The following is a 22014-nucleotide window of genomic DNA, read 5'->3' as shown; positions in this document are numbered from 1 at the left end:
ACCCTAGATCCCGACCGACGACCGCGCCGACACGGGACACTCGCGGCGCCAACACTATTGGAAGGAGGGCGAGATGGCCTACACCCCCGTTCCTCCGCCCCCGCATCTACCCGAACGACTCACCATCACTTTGTGGGATTTCACCTGGTACACGCGCACCGGGCCGGGCGAGCCCTTCGAGGACCTCGACCGGGCCTTCACCGAAGCGGTCGACCGCGGATACAACACCATCCGGATCTGTGCCATGCCGTTCCTGATCTTCGGCTCCGGACTGTCCGGTGAGATGGAGTTCGGCCCGCTCGGCGGGGAGTACGGCCAGCGCACGCGGTGGTACGACGTGAAGCACCGGACCCGACTCGACCCCAGGCAACATCTGCTGGACCTCCTGCGAGCTGCCCGACGCCACGGCGTCGTAGTGATCCTCTCCAGCTGGGAGTACCAGCAGAGCAGCTCGTTCGCGGGAGACCGGCAGTGGTTCGACGCGTTGCTGGCGGTGGACCCCGAGGAGCGTCCGACCCGCCTGGCCGAGGCACTCGCCGATTGCTGCGACCTCGCCGAAGCCGAGGGCCTGGCGGAGGTCATCGCGTTCGTCGAGCTGCACAACGAGGTCCAAGGCGGCTACCTGACCGAAGGCCTGCCAGGTCGCGAGCCGGCGGTGGTGGAGCTCCGCGAGCGGCTCGAACGCGGTCTCGCCCGCTTCCACGAGCGCTGCCCCACCATCCCCGTCACGGTGAACTACGCGCACGTCCCGTTGGAGGCGTTCCGCGGCATCCCCCAGAACATCGACGTCGGAATCTTCCACCCCTACGTCTATGGGGTGCTCGACGAGATCGTGGTCGGATACGGCCTGCGCTCCACCGACGGAGGTTTTGACGAGCAGCGTGCCCGAACTGATCTGCTCCGACCCGGTGCTCCGTCGTTCGACGAATGGAGACCGCCGGTCAGTGATCGATGGCGTCAGGAAGCCACGATCGTCGGTAAGCCGGAGATCTACGTGCACGACTGGTGCGACGCCGAAGCTTGGGACCGGCGACTGTACGAAAGGTTCGGCGCGCACCGCATCGCCATGGTGCGGACCTTGGACACGTGGACCGCAGCGGCAGCCGACTTGTGCGCCGGGCGCGGTATTCCGCTCGTGTTCGGCGAGGGCTGGATCGGATACACACCCTTGAACGGCTCCTTCGAGGAAGGGCCCATCGGTGCGGAGTTCTGCCGGTATGCCGTCAGGCGCAGCTCGGAGGTGGGAGCCTGGGGCACCCTCGTCTGCTCCAATGCTGCCCCTCACCACCCGATGTGGAACGACATCGCGCTCCAGCGCGAGTGCAACGCACTCTTCATGACCGAGAGAGCGGGTCATGGCTGACAACTGTGTGCGGGCCCGGCATCGGCGAGTGAGTGGACACACCGTCATCGACGTCGAGAGCGATCGGTTGGCGATGGTGCTGGCTCCGCAATTGGGCGGGCGCATCCTGTCCCTCCGATTGGACGGCGTCGAGTTCCTGTACCGCTCCGACGAGTTGCTGGACGAGGAGTGCGGTGCGCGGGATGTTGCTGCCGTCGGGCCGCATCAAGGAGAGATGGCCGACTGGCGCAACTGGGGTGGCGACAAGACGTGGCCCGCTCCGCAGGGGTGGTCCGGCCCGGCGGAGTGGGCCGGACCACCCGACCCCGTGCTGGACTCCGGCAGATACGAAGCGCACATCCACCAGGACGCGGACGGGCAGGGCGCGTGCGTCACCCTCACCAGCGGGCACGACCCGCGCACCGGGCTTCAGTTGCGTCGGGAAGTGTCTCTCGCCGCAGGCCGCACCGACGTCCGGCTGCGTCTGATCGGCACCAACACGTCCGCGATGCCGGTTCGGTGGGCGCTGTGGAACATCACGCAACTGCCCGGCCAGCCGGCCGAACGGCACGGTGACGGCGTGTGGATCGGACTCGCCGATTCGGGACTGCGGGGCACAACGGCAGACCCGTCGACCGTGACGCAACTCGTCGCGGGTACCGGCAACCCGCGGGTCGAGCAGCACGGGCCGCAGCTCGCGCACGTGCCCGCGCAGTCTGTCGTGGGGAAGGCCGGATTTCCTACCGCCCTCGGCTGGATCGCCCACGTCGGGCGTGCCGGCACTTGGGTCCAGCGGTTCGCGGTGGACCCAAGTGCCCTGTATCCCGATGCAGGATCACGTGCCGAGGTCTGGCTGGAGCATCCGCTGGACACACCCCTGGCGCATCTGGGTGGGCTGCGGCCGACCCATTGGATCGTCGAGTGTGAAGTCCTCGGACCCTACGTCGAGTTGCAGCCCGGCGACTCGATGCACCTCGACACCACGGTCGTCCTCGGGCCGCACGGCGGCCCGGTGACCGAGGTGGGAGCGTGGGGCTGGTGGAACCGGCCTCTGCGCGTCGAGGCGATGCCCGCAGGGGCGGGGCTCCGGCTCAGCGGGCAGATGGTGCCGTGTTCAGATGCCGCTACTGGGCTCGCGGTTCGGGTCACCGGGAACGGACGGTTCGACTCGTGGACGCACCGCACGGGCATCCGTCTTCGCGCAGGGGAGCCCGTGGATCTCGACCGGCTCCCGCTCCTGTCCGGGGCTCCGGGTGACGTGGTCGAAGTGCTTCTCGGCGAGAAGGACGACGCACTGGTCGTCGGTCGCTCGAACACCTCTTGACCGCCGGTGGCCGGGTCGTCGACCAACAGCTCCGACCCGGCCACCGGCACTGCCCAACAGCAGCGACTGGCGTCATCCTGACTGCGTCAGTACGGCTCGCGGCGTCGGCACCGGCGGTGCCGTGCACGGGATGTCCAGCACCGCGCCGTCCAACGGGCCGGGATGGGCCAGTCCGACGGTGGCCGAAGTGACCAGCAGCCGCTGCCCAGTCAGACAGACGCTGGTGGGCTGCGCGGCCGGCACCGGAACGCTGGCGAGCACCGTCGCGTCGGGTGCGAAGCACCGCACCTCGAAGCCTCCCCACAGCGCACACCAGAGGCGGCCAAGGGCGTCGATGACCATGCCGTCCGGACTACCTTCGTCGGGCGACAGACGTGCGAACGGTCGTCGTCCGAACGGGTTTCCGGTGTGCGGGTCCACGTCGAAGACATCGATCTCGCCCCGCGCACTGTCCGCGAGGTACATCGTGGTGCCGTCGGCCGTGAAAGCAGGACCATTGGGAACGGTCAGACCGGTCACGACTTCGGTGACCGTGCCGTCCAGGTCCACGCGGAACAGGCAGCCCGCGCCTTCGGTGTTGTCGTACGCCATGCTGCCACCCCACATGCGCCCCGAAGGATCACACACCGCGTCGTTCATGCGACGCCGTGGCCCTGTGCCTGCTGCGGGGTGCGCCAACCACGTCAGAGCACCGCCGGCGCCGGAACCAGCATCGGTGGTGAGGCGTGCGAAGCCTGTACCGACGGCGGCCAGCCACTGTCCGGCGTCGGGCGGGCCGAGAGGGGCAACGGCACCCAGCGGCTCCCGCAGGCGAGTGATCAGTTCCAACGGGTGATCGGGCTGGGCTTGTGGCGCCAGTCGGAGCAGATGCCCGGCCAGGATGTCGACGAGCACTACGGTCCCGTCGTCCAGCAGGCGCAGACCTTCGCCGAGTTCGAGTCGATCGGACGCCACCGCCCGGACCGCGTCGGCGTCCAAGGTCGGTGACATGCCGTGCGGCGGCGACTCAGGTTTCATTGAGGTGCCCTCCATTGGCGGAATGTCGCATGGGTAGCGGGCGCTGATCACCATTCGGCGAACGAGCCATCGTTGTGTCGCCACACAGGGCTGTGCCAGTCGGACGTGCTGTTGTCGGCACGGCGCACTGCCTGCTCATCGACGGTGATGCCAAGGCCCGGGCCGAGGGGGCGGCGGATATGCCCCTCGTCGAACCGGAACACCTCGCGGTCCACTACGTAGTCCAGGACTTCGGCTCCGTTGTTGTAGTGGATGCCGATGCTCTGTTCCTGGATGAGGAAGTTGGGCGTACTGAAGGCCACCTGCAGGCTTGCGGCCAGAGAGATCGGGCCGAGTGGGCAGTGGGGCGCCAGCAGTACGTCGTAGGTCTCCGCCAGGGACGCGAGGCGCCGTACTTCGGAGATGCCTCCTGCGTGTGAGAGGTCCGGCTGAAGGACGGCGATGCCGGCCTGGAGTGCGGGCAGGGCCTCGGTGCGCGAGTAGATGCGCTCGCCGGTGGCGATCGGGACGGTCGAGGCGGCGACCACCTCGGGGAGACGATGGGCGTATTCGGGCAGTACCGGCTCTTCGACGAACAGGGGATGCAGGTCCGCGAGGTGAGGCAGGACCCGGCGTGCGTTGGCCGCGTTGAAGCGCCCGTGGAAGTCCACTGCGAAGTCCCGGTCGGGCCCCAGTACATCGCGGGCCGTGGCGGCGCGTTCGACGACGGAGGTTATGTCCGCTGCGGTGGCCAACTTGTCCATGCGCCCGCAGGCGTTCATCTTGACGGCTGTGAACCCCGCGTCCACCTGCGCCTTGACGGCGTCGGCGATCTCTGCGGGATCGTCACCGCCCACCCAGCTGTAGGCGCGCACCCGTTCGCGCACGGGCCCACCGAGGAGCACATGCACCGGTACGCCCAGAGCCCGGCCCTGGATGTCCCAGAGCGCCTGGTCGAGACCCGCGACGGCACTCGACAGTATGGGACCGCCGCGATAGAACGAACCCTTCGTCATGACCTGCCAGTGATCCTCGATGCGCATCGGATCCTGACCGACCAGGTACTCGGCGAGTTCGTGGACGGCGGTGCGCACCGTGGCAGCCCGGCCTTCCACCACAGGCTCACCCCACCCCACGATGCCGTCATCGGTCTCAATCCGGCAGAACAGCCAGCGGGGCGGGACGGCGAAGGTTTCAACCCGAGTGATCTTCAAAGGTGTTGCTCCAAAGGGAAGTTGCGGGCGGGACTGGGGCGAGCGCCGACAAGAAGGCTCACGAGGAGTTCTTCATCACGCTCCAGCCGCCGTCGACGACGAGTGAGGCACCGGTCACGAACGAAGCGTCGTCACTGGCCAGAAAGGCAACGGCCGACGCGACTTCCTCCGGGCGGCCGAGGCGTCGCGAGGCGGTCTCCCGTGCGGTGGCCCGCCGGTCCTCTTCACCGATGTCGTCCCAGGCCCGTGTCAGAACCGGCCCGGGCAGTACGCTGTTCACGCGGACCTGCCCGCCGTACTCGACCGCCAACTGCCGTGCCAGACCGGTGAGTCCGGCCTTCGCCGCCGCGTATGCCGGTCGGCCCGGAAGCCCCACCAGGGCGTGGACCGAAGAGACGAGCACCACGTTGCCGCCCGTCGACACCAGGTCGTCCAGGCAGGCTCGTACGCCGAGAAAGGACCCACTCAGGCTCACAGCCAGCTGCTGGTTCCAGTCTGCGGCACTGGTCTCATGGGCGGCCGCGACGTGAACCGCGTAAGCATTGCTCACGAGTACGTGCACAGGACCGAAGGCCTCATGTGCGGCCTGCACCGCCTCGATCCAGGACGACTCGTCCGAGACGTCACACCACTGGAAGTGTGCGTCTCCGCCGGCATCGCGGATGTCCGCGACAACCGAGGTACCTGGCTTCTCGTCGATGTCGGCCACGAGTACGCGGGCGCCTTCGGCGGCAAGCCGGTGAGCCGTGGCGGCCCCGATACCGGATGCCGCGCCGGTGACCAGCACGCATCGGCCGGCGAAGCGGTCTGTGGTGAAGACGGGTCCGGGATGCACAGGGAGCTCCTGAGGGGAGAGTCGCGAGCAGGTCGAGCTGAGAGGACGGGGGAGGGAGCGCATCAATGCAGTGATGCGGCTGGCTCGGGTCGGTGGACGCCGCGGGGCCGATACCCCAGCGCCTCGGAAATGCCCGCGAGGTCGGACAGGTACCAGATGATGGACAACCACATCTCGGTGCCTTGCAGGCCCGGTCGGGATTCCCGGGCGCTTCTGGTCGTAGGGTGCGGTGCCTTGAAGGCGAATCCCTGGCCGTCGACCCAATTGCCGAGCGCGTCGGTCAGTAGGCGCCTGGCCAGAGCGACGGTTTCGTCGGCGCGGTAGCCGGTGGCGCGTGTCAGCCACAGCGGATGGGCGATGTCGAGGATGTTGCAGGCAGTCTGACGATCCGGGCGCGTGTAGCGCACATCGCGCGCATGTTCCAGAACGGAGTCGATGACGCGCTCCGGGTAGGGCACAGGAAGACCGAACTGGGCGAGGGTGCCCCGGCTTCCACGGTAGAAGCCGTTGACCGGAAGGAGGAGGCCGTCGACCGCGTTCGGCTGGGCCCACAGACCGGTGCGGGAGTCGGCCAGTGTGAGCAGCCGACCGAGCAGCGCCTCAAGGGCTCCGCTCCGTCCTCGGCGGCCGTGGCCGCGGTTCCACAGGAAGGCGGTGCCCAGCGAATCGATCCAAGCGCCGCAGTACCACGGGTCTTCACGCCAGGGGAGTGTGTCGAGCGCGGCGATGACGTCGGCAGCATCCATCGTGTCGACACCACGAATCGGATGCGGGAAGGCACTGCCCAAGAGGTCGAGAGCGTAGCCCACGCACAAGATGTGGTACTCCGCGTCACCACTGAAAGGCCCGTCCACGACGGGGAGCGGGACCTGCCGACCGTCGGGTCCCAGCGAAGCGACCAGGCCGGTGTCCGGGTCCTGCCACGACCGCAGCCGTTCGAGTTGGCTCTCGGCGGGGAGCGGAGCGGGCGCGCGTCCCAGCAGGAGGTCCGCGATCTCGATCGCGTCGCACTGAGCGCGCACGGTGGGGCCGCCGCCTGGTGCGTCGACGAAGAGGCCACCCTCTAGCTCAGGTATGAAGCAACGGTTGAGGACATCTTCGGTCTGGGCGCGAGCTGTGCCGGCGAAGGCCGCCACTGCTTCGGCAAGATCCGTACGCCGCCCAGCCGTTGTCGCCGCTGAGCTCGTTCCACGCCATCGCAGGACCCGTGCGGGGTTACCTCCGACGACGGCAGCCGGAGGCACGTCCTTGGTCACGACGCTGCCGGCGCCGATCACCGCTCCGTCACCGACGGTGATCCCGTCCAGGACGACCACGTGCGAGCCGATCCACACGTCGTTACCGATCCGGATGCCCTGCGAAGTGATCGGCTGACGAAACACCTCGGTGTGGAGGTCCTCGAATCCGTGATTGAACGCGAGGAGCGAAGTGTGCGCGCCGATGCGGACCGCGTCGCCGAGTTCGATGGCCCCCCGCACTGTCGTGTAGGGGTTGATCGTGCAGTCTCGACCGGTGTTCAGAGTTCCGGTGAGATAGGCGCCGGCAGCGATGTAACTGTGCGCGCCAAGAACCAAGTGCTCGTTCTGTACCGCCGCCAGTGGGGAGACGAAGGTGTTCTCGCCGAACTGGTAGGACTCGTTGTCCTTCTTCAGCGCCTGCTGCACCCGGCGTTGTTGGTCGCGGTCGTGGTCGTCGGCGTCGGTCCAGTAGTTCCAGGGCGTGTAGTCGAACACGTGGTGGCCCGGCTGGGGCGCGTCGGCGTGTGCTGGTTCGCTCATCGCATCCGTCCAAGTAGTGGTGCTGCGCCGCAACGACAGTGCGATCTGCCAGAGGGACTGATCCAGGGTGGTTCGGTGCGGGCCGCTTCCGGCGCACACGTGTCGTGAACGCCGCCGTCTCCTTTGTGGCTCGCGGCCCTATGGCTCGAGGGCTCTATGCGGCTCGCTGCAGAGTCGCGCGGTCCACCGCGTGGGCCAACGGCGCTCCTGTACGCAGACGCCGCAACTCCTCGACAACCACCACGCCCAGGCGCGCTACCTCGTTGCCCTGAGCTCCGGCGAGGTGCGGGGTGAGATACACGTTCGGCAGATCGTAGAGCGGAGAGTCGGCAGGGAGAGGCTCGGGTTCGGTCACATCCAGGACTGCGGCGATGCGCTGAGCCAGCACCGCCTCGGTGAGGGCTTCCGTGTCCACCAGACTGCCGCGCGCCGTGTTGATCAGAACGGAGCCGTCGGGCATCTGAGCAAGCTCCTGACGCCCGACGAGATGCCGGGTCTCGGGGACCGCCGGGGCATGCACGGTGACGACATCACTGGTGGCGAACAAGCCGTCCTGGCCGTGCAGTTCACGGAGCCGGACACCGAGGGCCGCAGCCTCGGCCTCGCCCACATACGGGTCGGCGACGGACACCTCGAAGTCGAACGGGCGCAGCAGATCGATGACGCGGCGTCCGATGTGTGAGGCGCCGATGACGCCGATACGACGCCTATGGTTGCCGATCCCCTCGACAATCACGTCGTTCTGGAAGGTACGGGTCGCCCGGTACGTGTTGCTCCGGGTGAGCAGACCCTTCCCGGTCAGCAGGATCATTCCGAGGGTGTACTCGGCGACGGGAAGCGCATTCGCCGCCGCGGCGGAGGAGATCCAGATGCCCCGGTCCCAGCATGCGTCTGTCATCAGGGGTTTCACGGAGCCGGCCGCATGCAGGATGCCACGCAACCGGGGTGCCGCCGCGAGCGCGCCGGCGTCAACGGGCGGGCAGCCCCAGCCGGTGACGAGGATCTCGGTCTCCGCCAGGGCCTCCCGTATCCGAGGATCGTGGAAACTCTCGGCCACGAGATCGGGGGCAACGTCCGCGACATTCCGCAGGCGGTCCATCACGTCGGGCGGGAAGGCATGTGGCAGTGTCGCGGCGCTCATGGCGAACAGGGCCCGAGGCCGGACGCAGGTGGTACCTCCGGACAAGAGGGTCAATCCTTCGCGTCAGTGGATAACAGGCGAGACGCATCGCAGCGTCCCCAGAGTGGCTCGACCGGCGTCCCGGCGACGCTTCCCGGCGGGACTGGCCCGGGAGAGAGGCGCGGTAGGCGTCCAGGTATGCGACGGCAACATGGCAGGTGGTTTCTGCGTAGGCGGCTCAACGACTTGTTCATAGTCGGCGTCGGCACTCAGCCCGTCAAGATGTATTCGTAATTAATGCAGTGCTGGCGCTGCGTTCCGGGCCCTGGTCGAAGGTCTGTTTGTCGTCGAGGCCATCTGCGACAGAGGCGCCGTCGGATTGAGGACGCCCGACTGGTCAAGGTGAAGCGGCGTCTTGTGTGTCAGGCGTCACTCGAAAACGGTCGGGCTTTCTGTGACAGCTGCTCTTCGGGTCGGTCTCCCAATCGTCAGGCGCTCAACCAGGAGGCGATGCAGAGGTCTTGCGTGGCCGCGCAGCGCTTCCGTGTCACAGCAACAGGAGTATCTCGTGCACCCCAAGCACCGACGTCGCAGGATCGGCTGGTGGGTCACAGGCGTTGGCTCGACCGCAATGGTCCTGTCCGCGGCCCTGCTGACCGACTTCTCCCCGCTGGGTATGGCCGCCCAGGACCCTTCCTCCGTGGATGGTGACACCGAGCCCGAGACGGCGCGGCCGATGGAGAAGCTCGGCCGGGGAGTCGTGGCCGTACGCAGCAGTTCGACCGACGTTCTTGTCTCCTGGCGATTGCTGGGACTGGATCCCGAAGGCATCGGCTTCAATGTCTACCGGTCCACCGGCGACAGTGGCGCGTACGTCAAGCTCAACTCACAGGTGCTCACCAAGGGAACCAACTTCTCGGACACCACGGCCGATCTGACGCGGAGCAACGGCTACCGGGTCCGTCCGGTCGTCGATGGCGAGGAGCAGGAACCCAGCGGCGCTTTCGAGCTCTCCGCCGACCATGCTCAGGAGCCGGCGGTCCGGATACCTCTGCGCGACGGCGCCCCGATCAAGTTCACGTGGGCCGGGGACCTGGACGGCGACGGAGAGTACGACTACATCGTGGACCGGCAGACCGCCCCGCGCACCATCGAGGCTTACCGCAGTGACGGCACCTACCTGTGGTCCATGGACATGGGGCCGAACGGGGCGAACGTCAACAACATCGAAGGAGGGGCATCGAGCATAGACACCGGCAATTGGGACGGGGTCACCGTCTACGACTTCGACGGTGACGGCAAGGCGGAGGTGGCGGCGCGCATTGCCGGAGGCGTGACGTTCGGCGACGGCACGAAGTTCACCTGGGCCAAAGGCGACCACCAAGCCATCGCCATGCTCGACGGCCTGACCGGAGCTCCTCGGGCCACGGCCCCCGTCCCCGACGACTACATCGCCGACGGGCCGTTGGCGGCACGCTTCGCGGTGGGGTATCTCGACGGCCACACCCCCAGCCTGGTGTCCTTCATGAAGAACCGTGTGGGCAAGGGTGGTTTCAACCTCATGATCGGCGCGTGGACATTCGACGGCAGCAAGGTCGAGCAGAAGTGGAAGTGGCTGCGCGGCAAACAGGCGGCCGCGGACGGGCACAACACACGTGTCATAGATGTCGACGGCGACGGCAAGGACGAGGTCGCCGAGATCGGGTTCGTCCTCAACGGTGACGGAACCCTGCGCTACTCGCTGGCGGACCAGGGGATCGGCCATGGGGACCGCTGGTACATCGGAAAGATGGACCCTGAACGCCGCGGACTCCAGGGCTACGGAATCCAGCAGGACAACACCAACGGTCTGCGCGAGTACTACTACGACGCGACCGACGGCACCATCATCTGGAAACACAGTGCCAAGGGCATCGTCGACGTCGGACGTGGCCTGGTCGGCGACATCGACCCCGACGAGCCCGGAATGGAGGCGTGGTCCTTCTCGGGCCTCTACAACGCCAAGTCCAACAAACTGCTGGCGAAGGACACCGCACTGCAGCCCTGGCCGGCGCTGGGGCTGTGGTGGGACGGCGACCCCGGCATGGAACTGCTCAACGACGGCAAGATCGAGAAGTGGAACCCAGCCTCTCCGAGCACGGCCAGGAGCGTCCCCCGCCTGGAAACCCTCTGGAAGCTCGGCGCGACGGGCTTCGGATCCACCGAGAACCCCACCTTGATCGGCGATCTGTTCGGGGACTGGCGCGAAGAGGCCGTCTTCACCAATGCCGACAACAACGAACTGGTGATCCTCTCCACCGACCAGGCGACGGACACCCGCCTGTACACGCTGGCGCACAACCCCGCATACCGCAATGACATGACGGTCAAGGGCTACATGCAGTCGCACGAGGTGGACTACTACCTCGGCAACGGAATGTCCGTGCCGCCCCGGCCTGCCATCAGTTACGTGGGGGAGCCTGCCGACTAGGAAGCTCCCACCGTAGGGGCGGCGGGTGCGGGCTCGGCGATCCAAGCTGGGCCCGCACCCGCCTGCGCGGAGTTCGCAGCGGTCGGCCACGCCCTCGCGGTATCGAGTGAGCTTCGTCGGCATGACACGTGGTTTCGCACCGAGTCTTTCAAAATAGCTTTATAAAGCTATACGTTGAGCTCCATGCCGCCCGTAGGCGTCGCATGCCGTTCGGCGCTCAGCCGATCGCGGTCGAAGAAGCCGTCGCTCCTGACGCGAACCATGTGCCGCTGCCCACCCCGACATGAGGAGTTCACCGTGAACAGCGTGCGTGGCGTCATCGACGTCGACCTTGCGGGCCCGCACATCAACCGGCATATATACGGCCACTTCGCCGAGCACCTCGGTCGCTGCATATACGGCGGATTCTTCGTCGGCGAGAACTCCGAGATACCCAACGAGGGTGGCATCCGTCTCGACGTGGTGGAGGCGCTACGAACGCTCGGCATCCCCAACCTGCGCTGGCCCGGGGGCTGCTTCGCCGATGAGTATCACTGGCGCGACGGTATCGGCCCTCGCGAGCACCGCCCGAGAATGGTGAACAGCCACTGGGGCGACGTCGTCGAGGACAACAGTTTTGGCGTCCACGAATTCATGGCCTTGTGCGAGATGCTGGGCGCTGCACCGTACATTTCCGTCAACGTCGGCAGCGGCACCGTGCGAGAAGCCAGTGAGTGGGCCGAGTACCTCACTCGCGATGACGACAGTCCGATGGCGGCACTGCGGCGGGCCAACGGGCGGGACGCCCCATGGTCGGTCCGGTTCTGGGGATTGGGCAATGAGCCGTGGGGATGCGGCGGCGGCATGGGGCCCGAAAGGTACGCGGATCTCGCCCGCACCTTCGGTACTTACAGTCGCGATCACAACGGCAACGCCCTGTACCGCGTTGCGGCGGGTGCGTCCAGCGACAACTACCGATGGACCGAAGTGCTGATGAAGGCGCTCGGTCGTGAACTCGGCACGGGGAAGACCGTGGTGGAGGGTGCCGGCACCTTCCAGGCGATCTCCTTTCACCACTACACCGTCCCCGGCACTTGGGAGCACAAGGGAAGCGCTACCGAGTTCGACGCCGAGGAGTACTACTGGACGATGGCCAAGGCGGCCCAGATCGAGGAGATACTCGCCGGCCACTCCCGCGTCATGGACGTGTACGACCCGGACAAGGCGATCGGCCTTGTCCTGGACGAGTGGGGCACGTGGTTCGACGTCGAGCCAGGTACGAACCCGGGCTTCCTGTTCCAACAGAACACCCTGCGCGACGCGCTCGTCGCCTGCCTGCACTTCGACGCCTTCCACCGGCACGCCGACAGACTCGTCATGGCCAACATCGCCCAGACGGTCAACGTACTGCAAGCCATGCTGCTCACGGATGGCAAGGACCTCGTACTGACGCCCAGCTACCACGTGTTCGCGATGAACAAGGAGCATCAGGACGCTCACGCGCTAGCCGTTCGTCTGACGACAGCAGTACCGGCACGCCAGGTGGCGCACACCGAGCTGGAAACCTTCTCAGCCACCGCCAGCCGCAAGGATGGACAGTTGTTGATCTCGATGACCAACCTTGATGCTGAGGAGGGCCTCGATGTCACTCTCGACCTGCGCGGTGGAAGTCTCGGGACCCCCACGGCAACCGTGCTCGGCGCAGCCGGACTCAACGCTCACAACACCCCGGACCACCCTGATGTGGTGCGGCCTCGGCAACTCGACCACGTCAGGCTCGATGGCACGGACCTTCGCGTGCAGATGCCGGCGCACTCCTTTGTCACCGTGTCGATCCCTTGCGCGTCAGCTGCTCGGTGAGGAAACGGGCGGTTACCGCGAGCCGGAGGAGCGAACAGGCAGGCGGTACGATGACCCGGAAATCGAGCCTGAAACCAGCGGTGGTCATGCATACTCCCAGAGTCACGATTGCGCAGGTCGCCGCAGCGGCAGGTGTATCGGCCATGACCGTTTCCAACGTCCTCAACTCCCGCCCGGGCGCGTCCGACGCCACTCGCCAACGCGTGTTGGACGTAGCCGACAGGCTCGGTTACACGCCGCCTACAGCCCGTACCAGTAAACGTGGTCGGACGGGGGCCATCGGAGTCCTGACGCTCGATCTGGTCTCCGGGTACAGCGGAGAGATCGTCCGCGGTATCGCTCAAGAAGCTGCGGACGACGAGCGGGAACTGTTCCTGAACGCCTCGCTCGACGCCATCCGCGAACGAGAACGCATCGCCTTCTTCGCCAAGGGGCTCGTCGACGGACTGGTGCTCATCGCGCCCGTTCTCGAAGACGAGACGATTCGTGAGATTCAGGACGGCACGTTGCCTGTCGTGGTCGTCGATCCGCGACGCCTCGACGTCGAATTGCCCCGGGTCGTGGTCGATAACTACGACGGTGTGCGCATCGGCACGCAGCACCTGCTCGACCTCGGACACCGCCGCATTGCCTACATCAGAGGCGAGGACGACCACGAGAGCACCGAAAGGCGCTACCGCGGATACGCCGACGCCATGGCTCTGGCCGGCATGGCCGCTGATCCGACGCTGGTCGTCTCCTCCAGTTTCAGCGTGGCCGGTGGCCTTCAGGCGGCTACCGGTCTGCTGACCGCTCAACGTCCCACTGCCATCGTCACGGGCGCGGACCCCATCGCGATCGGAGCCCTCGACGCAGCCCGCGCTCTGGATCTCAGGGTGCCCGAAGACGTGTCGATCGTAGGGTTCGACGACCTGCCCGAAGCTGCGCACACTGCACCTCCTTTGACGACGGTCCGGCAGCCGCTGCACGACATGGGCCGCGCTGCGACTCGCGCGCTGTCGTCCCTCATCGCGGGGCAACCGCTTGCGACCGACGACATCCGCCTGGCAACCTCACTCGTCATCCGTGCCACGACAGCACCGCCGCGTGACGATGCGATCGCCTGAGACCGCTGTACCTCATCTTCTCCGTTCCTTTCAGCCGACTTGCTCGAGCCTCAGCTGACACAGCGGACGTGGGCGCCGTCGAGCGGACGATGGCTGGTGATGCCGTCGTTGTAACTGACGAACCAGCGCTGAGAGGGCTCCGGTGCGAAGACGCTGGCGGACCAGTACGCGCCGGTTCCGGGAGTGTCCGGGAAAGCGGTGCGGTCGATGGCCGGGCTGACCCGGCCGTCGTCGACGAGCGTGGCGAGCTCTTTCACCGTGGGCAGGCGCCAGGCGCGCCCACCGAGGGTGAGTCCTGTGCAGTAGGCGTCGGCGGCATGGGGGGTCAGGGTGCCGGGCGCGGTAGCTCGCTGCCAGGTGAGGCCCGTCGCGGGATCGGTGACCTGGCCGCTCACGGTTCGGTAGGCCGGGCGGCCGGAACCGCTGTCACCGCGGACACACCTCACCTGGTACGACCCCGATTGATCAACGGCGTTGCTGGTGAGGCCCTCGTAGAAGTTGACGATCCAAGCCCGCAGCGGTGTCTTTGTCACGGCCCAGGGCGATGAGGTCCAGAAGAACTGTGCCGGTGTTCCGGGGAAGGCGGCGGTGTCGATGGCGGGGCCCGACCTGGTGGTGTCCACCAAGGACATCACCTCGATCCGTGAGGGCAAGCGCCAGCCGTCGCCGGCCAGGTTCAGACGCGCACAGTAGGCCTGCGCGTCGGTGAACGTGTGGCGTCGAGGTGCGGGCGCGCGCTGCCAGAGCAGGCAGGTCACGTTGTCCCGCACAGTGCCGTTGCCTTGGTCGGTATAGCTCGCCTGATGAGGCAGTCCTCCGGCCTTCGCGTTGGGCATGGGCCAGTTGGCCCACTGCGGTGCGAGGGCGCCACCGCACTCAGTGGACGGTCGGGTTCGTGGGGACGCGGAGGCTGTAGAAGGCATGGACGAAGCCCTCGTCTCCGCCTTCTCGCTGGACCGAGCCGTCTCGGAGGCTCTGGCCGGTGAGGAAGTGCCGGCGGCGCTTCTGGAAACGGAGGATGAAGACGGCCTCGACGTGGCCATGGCGACGGCCGCCCGTTCCTGAGAATCGGAGTCCTGATCTGGGGCCGTCGTGTGTACGACACCGATGGCGACGATCAGTACCGCACATGCGACGCTCACGGCGATCGAAAACCTTCGTTTTGCCGGTGTTCCCCGGCAGCGCAGAGGCTTCTTGCCCTGTTGGGCGGTTCGCAACGCCGCGGTGACGGAGTCCGTGAGGTGCTCGGGCACCGGTACGAGGGCATGCTCGGCGAACAGCAGTTCCGGGGCGATGCGTTCATGCGGGGGAGCGGCGCAAACGACGCACCGTCGGACGTGGTCGGCGATGCGCTCACGCCATAGGGCTTCGGGCCATCCGTCCCAGCCCGCTGTGAGCCGGCTCAGCCCCTCGCACCGTGGGGTGGCCAGCGCACTGACCACCGTCCGGGCCGTGGCCAGTTGACCGAGCATGTAAGAGATACGGGCGTCTGCGTCAGCCGGGGAGTCGGCCAGGGCTCCGGCGATGTCCGCCCGCGTCATCTCGCCCGCCGCTTCCAACCACCACAGTGCCAGGACGATCCGGTTGTCCCCGTCCAGCCAGCGACTGGCATGAACCACTTCCAGGCGTTGCCCTGAGAGCCGCAGACGCAGGACCACCGAATCGTCGAAGTCCACCGACGGTTTCCGTGCCCCTGGACGTACGACGGTTCGCCCAGTTGCCTCCCGCACGGCGACCTGGGCTATTGGTGCCCGGAGCCCAGTCGCTCCGTCTATCGCGCAGACGTCGTGGACCACCTGCAACGTGGCCTCCTGGACGACGTGCTCGATGTCCGGCCGACGGCTCAGAGCGCGTCCCAGGAGGTTGTACATCAATAGAAGAACACGGCGTACCAGTGTGCCTTGCGCTTCGTGGTCGCCCCGCTGAGCCGCGGCAACCAGATCCTTCTCCTCCGTGCCTGACCCGGTCATGCGGATGGCACCTCGGCATCGTCGCTTCCGGAGAATCCGCACCTTGACGCGGACGGACAACGGAGGTCCAGCGGGGACAATCCGGCGCGACGAGCCTCGGACGCGGCGGTGGGCGAACCTATGCCGACGGGCCACCGGGCTTTGCCGCGAAGACGGCGCTTGCACCGCACGTGGGAACCTCCTGTGTCTGTCACTCGTGAACCGGCGGTGCGGGCTGCTCCAGACAGCCGCCACAGCACCTCGGATCTGTGCCTTACGTGTAGGTGACTGGCGGGCAGGCTCGATGTCTCAAAAAGCTCGCGATTCTTTCGGTGTGACGCCCGTCACTTTGAAGGTGAGGGGCCTCGGCCTGGTCGGGCGAGGGGCTGCGGCTTGGGCGAGGCCCTATGCCGTCAGCAGGCGAACACCGGTCCGGCGTCCCGCGGTTGCGTCGCTGCCCGTTGGCGATGGCACACTGTCGCAGCGTGACGGCGGCTTCGGGCCGGGCGGCCCCGGGCTGCCCACGTCACCGCACACATGGTGAGACGTGAGGGGACGGTGGCGCACGTGCGCTCGCGCGAGGCAGAGCCGGAGGCCGCCCGGGTAACGGCAGCCGCCGAGGGAGACCGTCAAGCCCTCGAGGCTCTGCTGGCGGACTATCTGCCACTGATCTACAACATCGTGGGGCGGGCCATGGACGGCCACCCCGACGTTGACGATGTTGTGCAGGAGACCATGCTCCGCGCGGTCAAGGGTCTCCCCGCGCTGCGCGAGCCGGAACGTTTCCGTTCCTGGCTCGTCGCCATCGCGGTGCGTCAAGTGCGCGACTCGTGGCAGGCCCGGCAGGCCCGGCCACGCGCTGGGCTGCCCGAGGACACCGTCGCTCAGGCTGATCCTCAGGCGGACTTCGCCGACCTCACGATCCTCCGGCTGGATCTCTCCGGGCAGCGCCGCGAGGCCGTGGAGGCCACACGGTGGTTGGAGGAGACGGACCGGGAGACCTTGTCCCTGTGGTGGATGGAGGCCGCAGGGCAGCTGAGCCGCGGCGACTGGGCGGCCGCTGACGGGCTCGACCCCCATCAGGCGGCGGTGCGGGTGGCGCGAGTCAAAGAGCGCCTGGAGGCGGCCCGGTCCGTGCTGCGCGCCTTGGCCGCCTCGCCCCGTTGCGCTGAGCTGACGAGCCTCTTGCCCTCCTGGGACGGACGTCCCAGCGCCTTGTGGCGTAAGCGGCTGAATCGGCATGTTCGTGACTGCCCATACTGCATGAGTGCCCGCGGCTCGCTCATGCCGGCGGAGGGGCTGCTGGGCCAGCTGGCTCTGGTCCCGTTGCCCTTGGCGATCGGTGCCCATCTGATCACAGCAGCACTCACGGGTGGGCAGGAAGGCGCTGCGGTCACTGAGGCGCAGTCGCTGTCGTCTGGTCCTGGCCAGGTCGTCAAGGCGGCCGGGCGGGCCCATGGATCCGCGGTGGTGGTGGCATCGGGCGTCCTGGCATTGGCTGGTGTGGGCCTTTGGTACGGGCTCACCGTGCATTCGGGGGCCGAGGGGTCTCCTGAACCCCGGCCCCGGCCGGCGCCGGATTCCGTCTCCGCACCGGCATCCGTTCCGGCGGATTCTCCGCGCCCGAGCACCCCGTCGCCCACCCACTCCCCAACGCCATCCGCGAGCCCCACCGTCACGTCCACCTCTACTCCGGTGTCGGGAATACTCGGTCCGCACGCCTTGGAAGCGGCGGCCACCCCTGGTCGATATGTCGCTGGACTGGATGGTCAGGCAGTGATGAAAACCGCGCGAGAGGGTGCGTCGCTCGCTTCCCAGGGGCTGATCTTCACCGTCACGCCAGGCCTTATGGGTACAGGTTGCTACTCGTTCCGGGATGCCGGCGGCACCTATCTGCGCCACACCGGCTACCACGAGGGAAAGGTGGAACTGGGCACGAACGACGGAAGTGCCCGCTTCCGGGCCGACGCCACCTACTGCGTCCGCAGGGGAGCGATGGAGGGCTCAAAATCCCTGTTCGCCTTCAACAGCCCGCTCTCGCACCTGCGTTACCGCGACGACGGCGAGCTGTGGCTCGAACCTCAGAAGGGGGCCGACGCCGGGTACGGGCGCGCCACCTCTTTCAACGTGACGACCCCTTGAGGCATTGGTGGAGAGCTGCATCGCCGTTCACCCCATGCGCCTCGTGCCTTCCGGTGTAAGTCCGGGTGTAGCGAAGGTACTTGCCATCTGCTGACGGGTGTGGGTCGAACTGTCGACCTGAATTCCAAGGGCTCCCTTCCTTGGGTGAAGTGGCCTGCCGCATGGGGTCTGGGCACCGATTCTGTTGGTGAGCCCGGTTGGAGCGCGGCTCGATGAACGACGCGTCGGAGACGTGGAGTTGAGAACTGATCAGTTGGCGGCCAGACGCCGATGCGTCGAGGGCGGCTGCTGCGGGGCCTGAGCCGACGGGTCGTTGGTTGCTGGGCTCCCTCTCCGAGGGAGGCGCCCCGCGACGTAGGCCGACGTGGCGATACGCGGGCGAGAAGCTCAACGTACAGATTTATAAAGTCAGTCGAAACCCTTGACGCGAAACTTTAGGGCGAGCACCGTAACCGCTGTCGCCTCCGGGACATGGCCGTGAAACGGATCGTTTGCCATGACCTGGGCAGGCCCTGTGCCGCGCAACGCGGTCTCTGACACGGCTGTTCCTCCAGTCTCCAGCACCGGCACATCCTCGGCCGGACCGCAATCCGCCTGAACGAGAAGGACCCCGCCTCATGTCGCACCCCACCCCATCCGCGCAGTTGAGCCGCCGCGGGTTCCTCGGCTCGACGCTTCTGACCGCCGGTGCCATCGGCGTGCCGTCACTTCTGACCGGCTGCACCGCGGGGGGCTCCGGCTCGGTGTCCACCAAGTCGGTGACAGTGATGTACGCCAGCAACGAGTTCACGAAGGCGCACATCGCGCAGTTCGAGAAGCGCAATCCCGGGATGAGGATCGAGTTCATCGAGTACGACCAGACCCGGCTCAACGCCATGCTGGCCGCCGGCAATCCACCCGACTTCGTGCGCGGCGCCATGGAGCCGAACGACATCCTCCGCGGCCTGGTCACCCCGCTCGATGACTACATCGACGCCAGTACGGTGATCAAGAGGGACGACCTCCTGGCGATCAACAACGGCCGCCGGTGGGACGGGAAGCGGATCGGCAAGGGCAAGTACTACGCGCTGGTCAAGGACTGGAGCCCGGACGCGTCACTCTGGCAGAACACGTCGCTTCTCGAGAAGGCCGGGGTGCCTCCGCTCAGTACCACAGAGCCCATGTCCTGGGACGAGCTTCTGAAGGTGGCCGAGAAGCTCACCGTGCGTCGTGGCGGTAAGACGACGCAGTTCGGCCTCGGCATGGAGTGGGCCTGGGGCGTCAAATCCCCGATCCTGCTCATGGTCGCCCAGCAGTCCACCGACCTGTACAACGCCGACTTGACGGAGATCGACTTCACCAGCGCAGCCGCCCGACGTGCGATGCAGTGGTACACCGACTTCGGCCGCTCGGGTGTGGGGCCGACCGTGCTCAACCCACTGCCCGACAACTCTGATCAGTCGACGTTCGCGGCGGGCAAGATGGCGATCAGTATGGACGGTTACTGGTTCGGCGCCAACTTCATCAAGAGCGATCCGGCCTTGCAGGAGGCCGTACGGATGACGCCGGCGCCGACGTTCGGCAAGAGGTTGAACAGCAGTTTCAACGGTGGGATGGGCGCGTACATACCCGCCAAGGCCAAGAACAAGGACGGCGCGTGGAAGGTCATGGAGTTCTTCATGGCTGGGCCGCCCGCGGTCGAACGAGCGAAGAGCGGCTGGGGCCTGCCTTCGCTCGAATCGCTCTGGCACCACTTGCCGCAGAAGTACGAGTACCAGAAGCAAGCGATGAAGACGGCCCGTGCCGAGCTCGAGCACCTTGCCACCACCACCTCGTCGCCCTACATCAGCACCCCCCAGTTGACGGCTGCTGTCGAGGGCCAGATGCCGGATCTCCTCAAGGGCAAGACCACGGTGGACCAGGCGTGCGAGCGGATCCAGAGCCAGCTCAACAAGCAGCTCAAGCAGGGCAAGGAACAGCTCGGATGAGCGACACGACGCATCGTGCGGTGAGGTCGAGGAGAAAGAGTGCGGGACAACCGCGAGTGCGCCGGTGGCGCCGGTACCCCGCTGCCACCTTCTACCTCTTCGCTTCGCCTTGGATCTTCGGGTTCGTGGCACTGACCGCTGTGCCGCTGGCAGCCGCCTTCCTCATGAGCCTGACGAACTTTGACGGCGTCTCGTCGATCTGGCGGTACGTCGGGCTGGACAACTACGTCGAGCTCTTCACTGACTATCCGGCAGCACTTCACAGCTTGGGCCGCACGCTTCTCTACACCGTGATCGTCGTGCCGCTCAGCGCCGCGGGTGGGCTCGGCCTGGCGATCCTCGTCAATCGCAGGATGCGGGCAGTCGGCCTGGTCCGGGCAATCTTCTTCCTGCCGTCGGTGGTGCCGGTCGTGGCGACGGCGATCATGTGGCGGCTGGTGTTCAACCGGGATGCCGGCCTGCTCAACGGCCTGTTGAGCCTGGCAAATCTGCCGTCGATCGGATGGCTCATCGACCCGTACGCCTTCTACGCCCTGCTGATGGTGTCCCTATGGGGCGTGGGCGGCGGGATGGTCATCAGTCTGGCCGCCCTGCAGGACGTACCGGTGGAGCTCATGGAAGCGGCGCGCCTCGATGGCGCCAACTCCTGGCAGGTCGTCCGCAACGTGACGATTCCGATGATCTCCCCGGTGCTGTACTTCCAGGTCGTCACCGGTGTCATCGCGTCATTGCAGGTACTCGTCGAGCCCATGCTGCTCGCGCAGACCAGCACCATCGCGACCGCGAGCAACGTGCCCCCGAGCACCCATGTCTACATGGTGCAGGTCTATCAGGAGTACTTCACCAACGGCCGCTTCGGCTTCGGGTCCGCGATGTTGTGGGTGTTCTTCGTGGTGATCCTTCTGTTCACCCTCGTCCTGCAACGCAGCAGTCGGCGTTGGGTGCACTACCAGGTTTCGACCGACCAGGACTGAGAGGCGAGATTCCGGTGACGATCACGAATATCCACCATCCTCCGGCCGCCGCGCCGACCAGCTCGTCGACGCCCGGGCCCAGGGCCTCCAGGGAACGGCGGCACCGACAATCCGCATTCGTCTACATCGCCGTCATCTGCTGCGTTGCCGTGTTCGGCGTCCCGTTCCTGTGGATCGGTCTGACGGCAATCGCTTCTCCAGGGCAACTCGCCGACGGTGCCGGCGCGCTGCTGCACGTGCGTCCGCAGTGGCACAACTTCGTCGAGAGCGTCACCAGGGTCGACCTGGGGGCCTACTTCGGCAACTCGCTCTTCCTTGCCACCATGACCGCAGTCCTCACCACCGCGTCGAGTGCGACCGTCGGTTTCGCGTTCGCCCGGATTCGGTCGCGTGGCAGCAAGACCCTGTTCAACATCGTGCTCGCCACGATGATGATCCCCGCGATCGCCACGCTCATCCCCGCCTACATCGTCTTCTCCCGTCTCGGGCTGGTCGGAACGTTCTGGCCCTGGCTGCTGTGGGGAATCGGCGGCTCGCCCTACCTGATCTTCCTCTTCCGGCAGTTCTTCGCTGCCATCCCTCTGGAAATGGAAGACGCGGCCATCATCGACGGCTGCGGCTGGCTGCGTACCTACATCCAGATCTTCCTGCCCCTGTCACGTCCCATCATCATGACCTCATTGCTGCTGTCCTTCACCTGGGCGTGGGGTGACTACCTGGCTCCGTCCCTGCTGCTGAACCAGGACAACACCACCCTCGCCGTGGCCGTCACCGCGGCATACCGCGACCCGCACGGTGACGGCATCCCCACCCTGCAGGCGGCCGCGTCGATCCTCTACATCGCGCCTGTCCTGCTGATATTCCTGTTCGCGCAGCGCCACTTCATCAGCTCTGCCCTCGGTTCAGGCGTCAAGGGCTGAGCCGACAGGCAGCAACAGGAAGGCCGCGAGGCTCATAC

Annotated in this window: 14 protein-coding genes and 1 pseudogene; 9 read left to right on the top strand and 6 right to left on the bottom strand. The window is 66.7% G+C overall.

Features of this window, described 5'->3' with window-relative positions; translation table 11 throughout:
* Positions 1–73 precede the first annotated feature (73 nt).
* Both B072_RS0121600 and B072_RS43690 read left to right on the top strand, forming a co-directional pair.
* A complete protein-coding gene (locus B072_RS0121600; RefSeq protein WP_043244399.1) occupies positions 74–1363 on the top strand; it encodes a cellulase-like family protein in 1290 nt (429 codons plus the stop codon).
* Positions 1364–1391: 28 nt separating this feature from the next.
* A complete protein-coding gene (locus B072_RS43690; protein ID WP_051127257.1) occupies positions 1392–2666 on the top strand; it encodes a DUF4380 domain-containing protein in 1275 nt (424 codons plus the stop codon).
* A gap of 72 nt (positions 2667–2738) precedes the next feature.
* Here B072_RS43690 and B072_RS0121590 read toward each other — a convergent pair whose 3' ends face one another.
* The 5 genes and pseudogenes from B072_RS0121590 to B072_RS0121570 form a co-directional block, all read right to left on the bottom strand.
* Positions 2739–3644, bottom strand: coding sequence for an SMP-30/gluconolactonase/LRE family protein (locus B072_RS0121590; protein ID WP_026246125.1), 906 nt, complete (start codon positions 3642–3644; stop codon positions 2739–2741).
* 86 nt (positions 3645–3730) lie between these two features.
* Positions 3731–4876 (bottom strand): galactonate dehydratase, encoded by a 1146-nt coding sequence (dgoD, locus tag B072_RS0121585; RefSeq protein WP_026246124.1) that lies wholly within the window; start codon positions 4874–4876, stop codon positions 3731–3733.
* Positions 4877–4934: 58 nt separating this feature from the next.
* Positions 4935–5711, bottom strand: a complete 777-nt coding sequence (locus B072_RS0121580; protein WP_018532057.1) for an SDR family oxidoreductase — start codon at positions 5709–5711, stop codon at positions 4935–4937.
* A gap of 1190 nt (positions 5712–6901) precedes the next feature.
* Positions 6902–7057 (bottom strand): annotated as a pseudogene (locus B072_RS49975) (DapH/DapD/GlmU-related protein); the annotation flags it as partial.
* Positions 7058–7643: 586 nt separating this feature from the next.
* Positions 7644–8630, bottom strand: coding sequence for a hydroxyacid dehydrogenase (locus B072_RS0121570; protein ID WP_026246123.1), 987 nt, complete (start codon positions 8628–8630; stop codon positions 7644–7646).
* A 610-nt stretch (positions 8631–9240) separates the two neighbouring features.
* Here B072_RS0121570 and B072_RS48265 point away from each other — a divergent pair.
* The 3 genes from B072_RS48265 (at position 9241) to B072_RS0121555 (ending at position 14024) form a co-directional block, all read left to right on the top strand.
* Positions 9241–11079, top strand: a complete 1839-nt coding sequence (locus tag B072_RS48265; RefSeq protein WP_018532054.1) for a hypothetical protein — start codon at positions 9241–9243, stop codon at positions 11077–11079.
* Between the two features lie 297 nt (positions 11080–11376).
* A complete protein-coding gene (locus B072_RS0121560) occupies positions 11377–12918 on the top strand; it encodes an alpha-N-arabinofuranosidase (RefSeq protein ID WP_018532053.1) in 1542 nt (513 codons plus the stop codon).
* Positions 12919–12968: 50 nt separating this feature from the next.
* On the top strand, positions 12969–14024 hold the full coding sequence (locus B072_RS0121555) for a LacI family DNA-binding transcriptional regulator (protein ID WP_324603833.1): 1056 nt from the start codon (positions 12969–12971) through the stop codon (positions 14022–14024).
* A gap of 50 nt (positions 14025–14074) precedes the next feature.
* Here B072_RS0121555 and B072_RS46635 read toward each other — a convergent pair whose 3' ends face one another.
* Positions 14075–15700 (bottom strand): DUF1566 domain-containing protein, encoded by a 1626-nt coding sequence (locus B072_RS46635; protein ID WP_158689218.1) that lies wholly within the window; start codon positions 15698–15700, stop codon positions 14075–14077.
* A gap of 840 nt (positions 15701–16540) precedes the next feature.
* On the opposite strand from B072_RS46635, the gene B072_RS0121535 reads away from it, so the two are divergent.
* From B072_RS0121535 to B072_RS0121520, 4 genes are all read left to right on the top strand, one after another.
* A complete protein-coding gene (locus tag B072_RS0121535; RefSeq protein ID WP_026246122.1) occupies positions 16541–18115 on the top strand; it encodes a sigma-70 family RNA polymerase sigma factor in 1575 nt (524 codons plus the stop codon).
* A gap of 617 nt (positions 18116–18732) precedes the next feature.
* Positions 18733–20082 carry an ABC transporter substrate-binding protein gene (locus tag B072_RS0121530; protein ID WP_018532047.1) on the top strand — a complete coding sequence of 450 codons (1350 nt, stop codon included), beginning with the start codon at positions 18733–18735 and terminating at the stop codon, positions 20080–20082.
* 125 nt (positions 20083–20207) lie between these two features.
* Positions 20208–21056, top strand: coding sequence for a carbohydrate ABC transporter permease (locus tag B072_RS43680; RefSeq protein WP_199791075.1), 849 nt, complete (start codon positions 20208–20210; stop codon positions 21054–21056).
* 14 nt (positions 21057–21070) lie between these two features.
* A complete protein-coding gene (locus B072_RS0121520; protein WP_199791074.1) occupies positions 21071–21976 on the top strand; it encodes a carbohydrate ABC transporter permease in 906 nt (301 codons plus the stop codon).
* Positions 21977–22014 lie beyond the last annotated feature (38 nt).

The organism is Streptomyces sp. HmicA12, from assembly GCF_000373565.1.
GTDB lineage: Bacteria > Actinomycetota > Actinomycetes > Streptomycetales > Streptomycetaceae > Streptomyces.
This window is presented reverse-complemented; position numbering and strand designations above follow the sequence as displayed.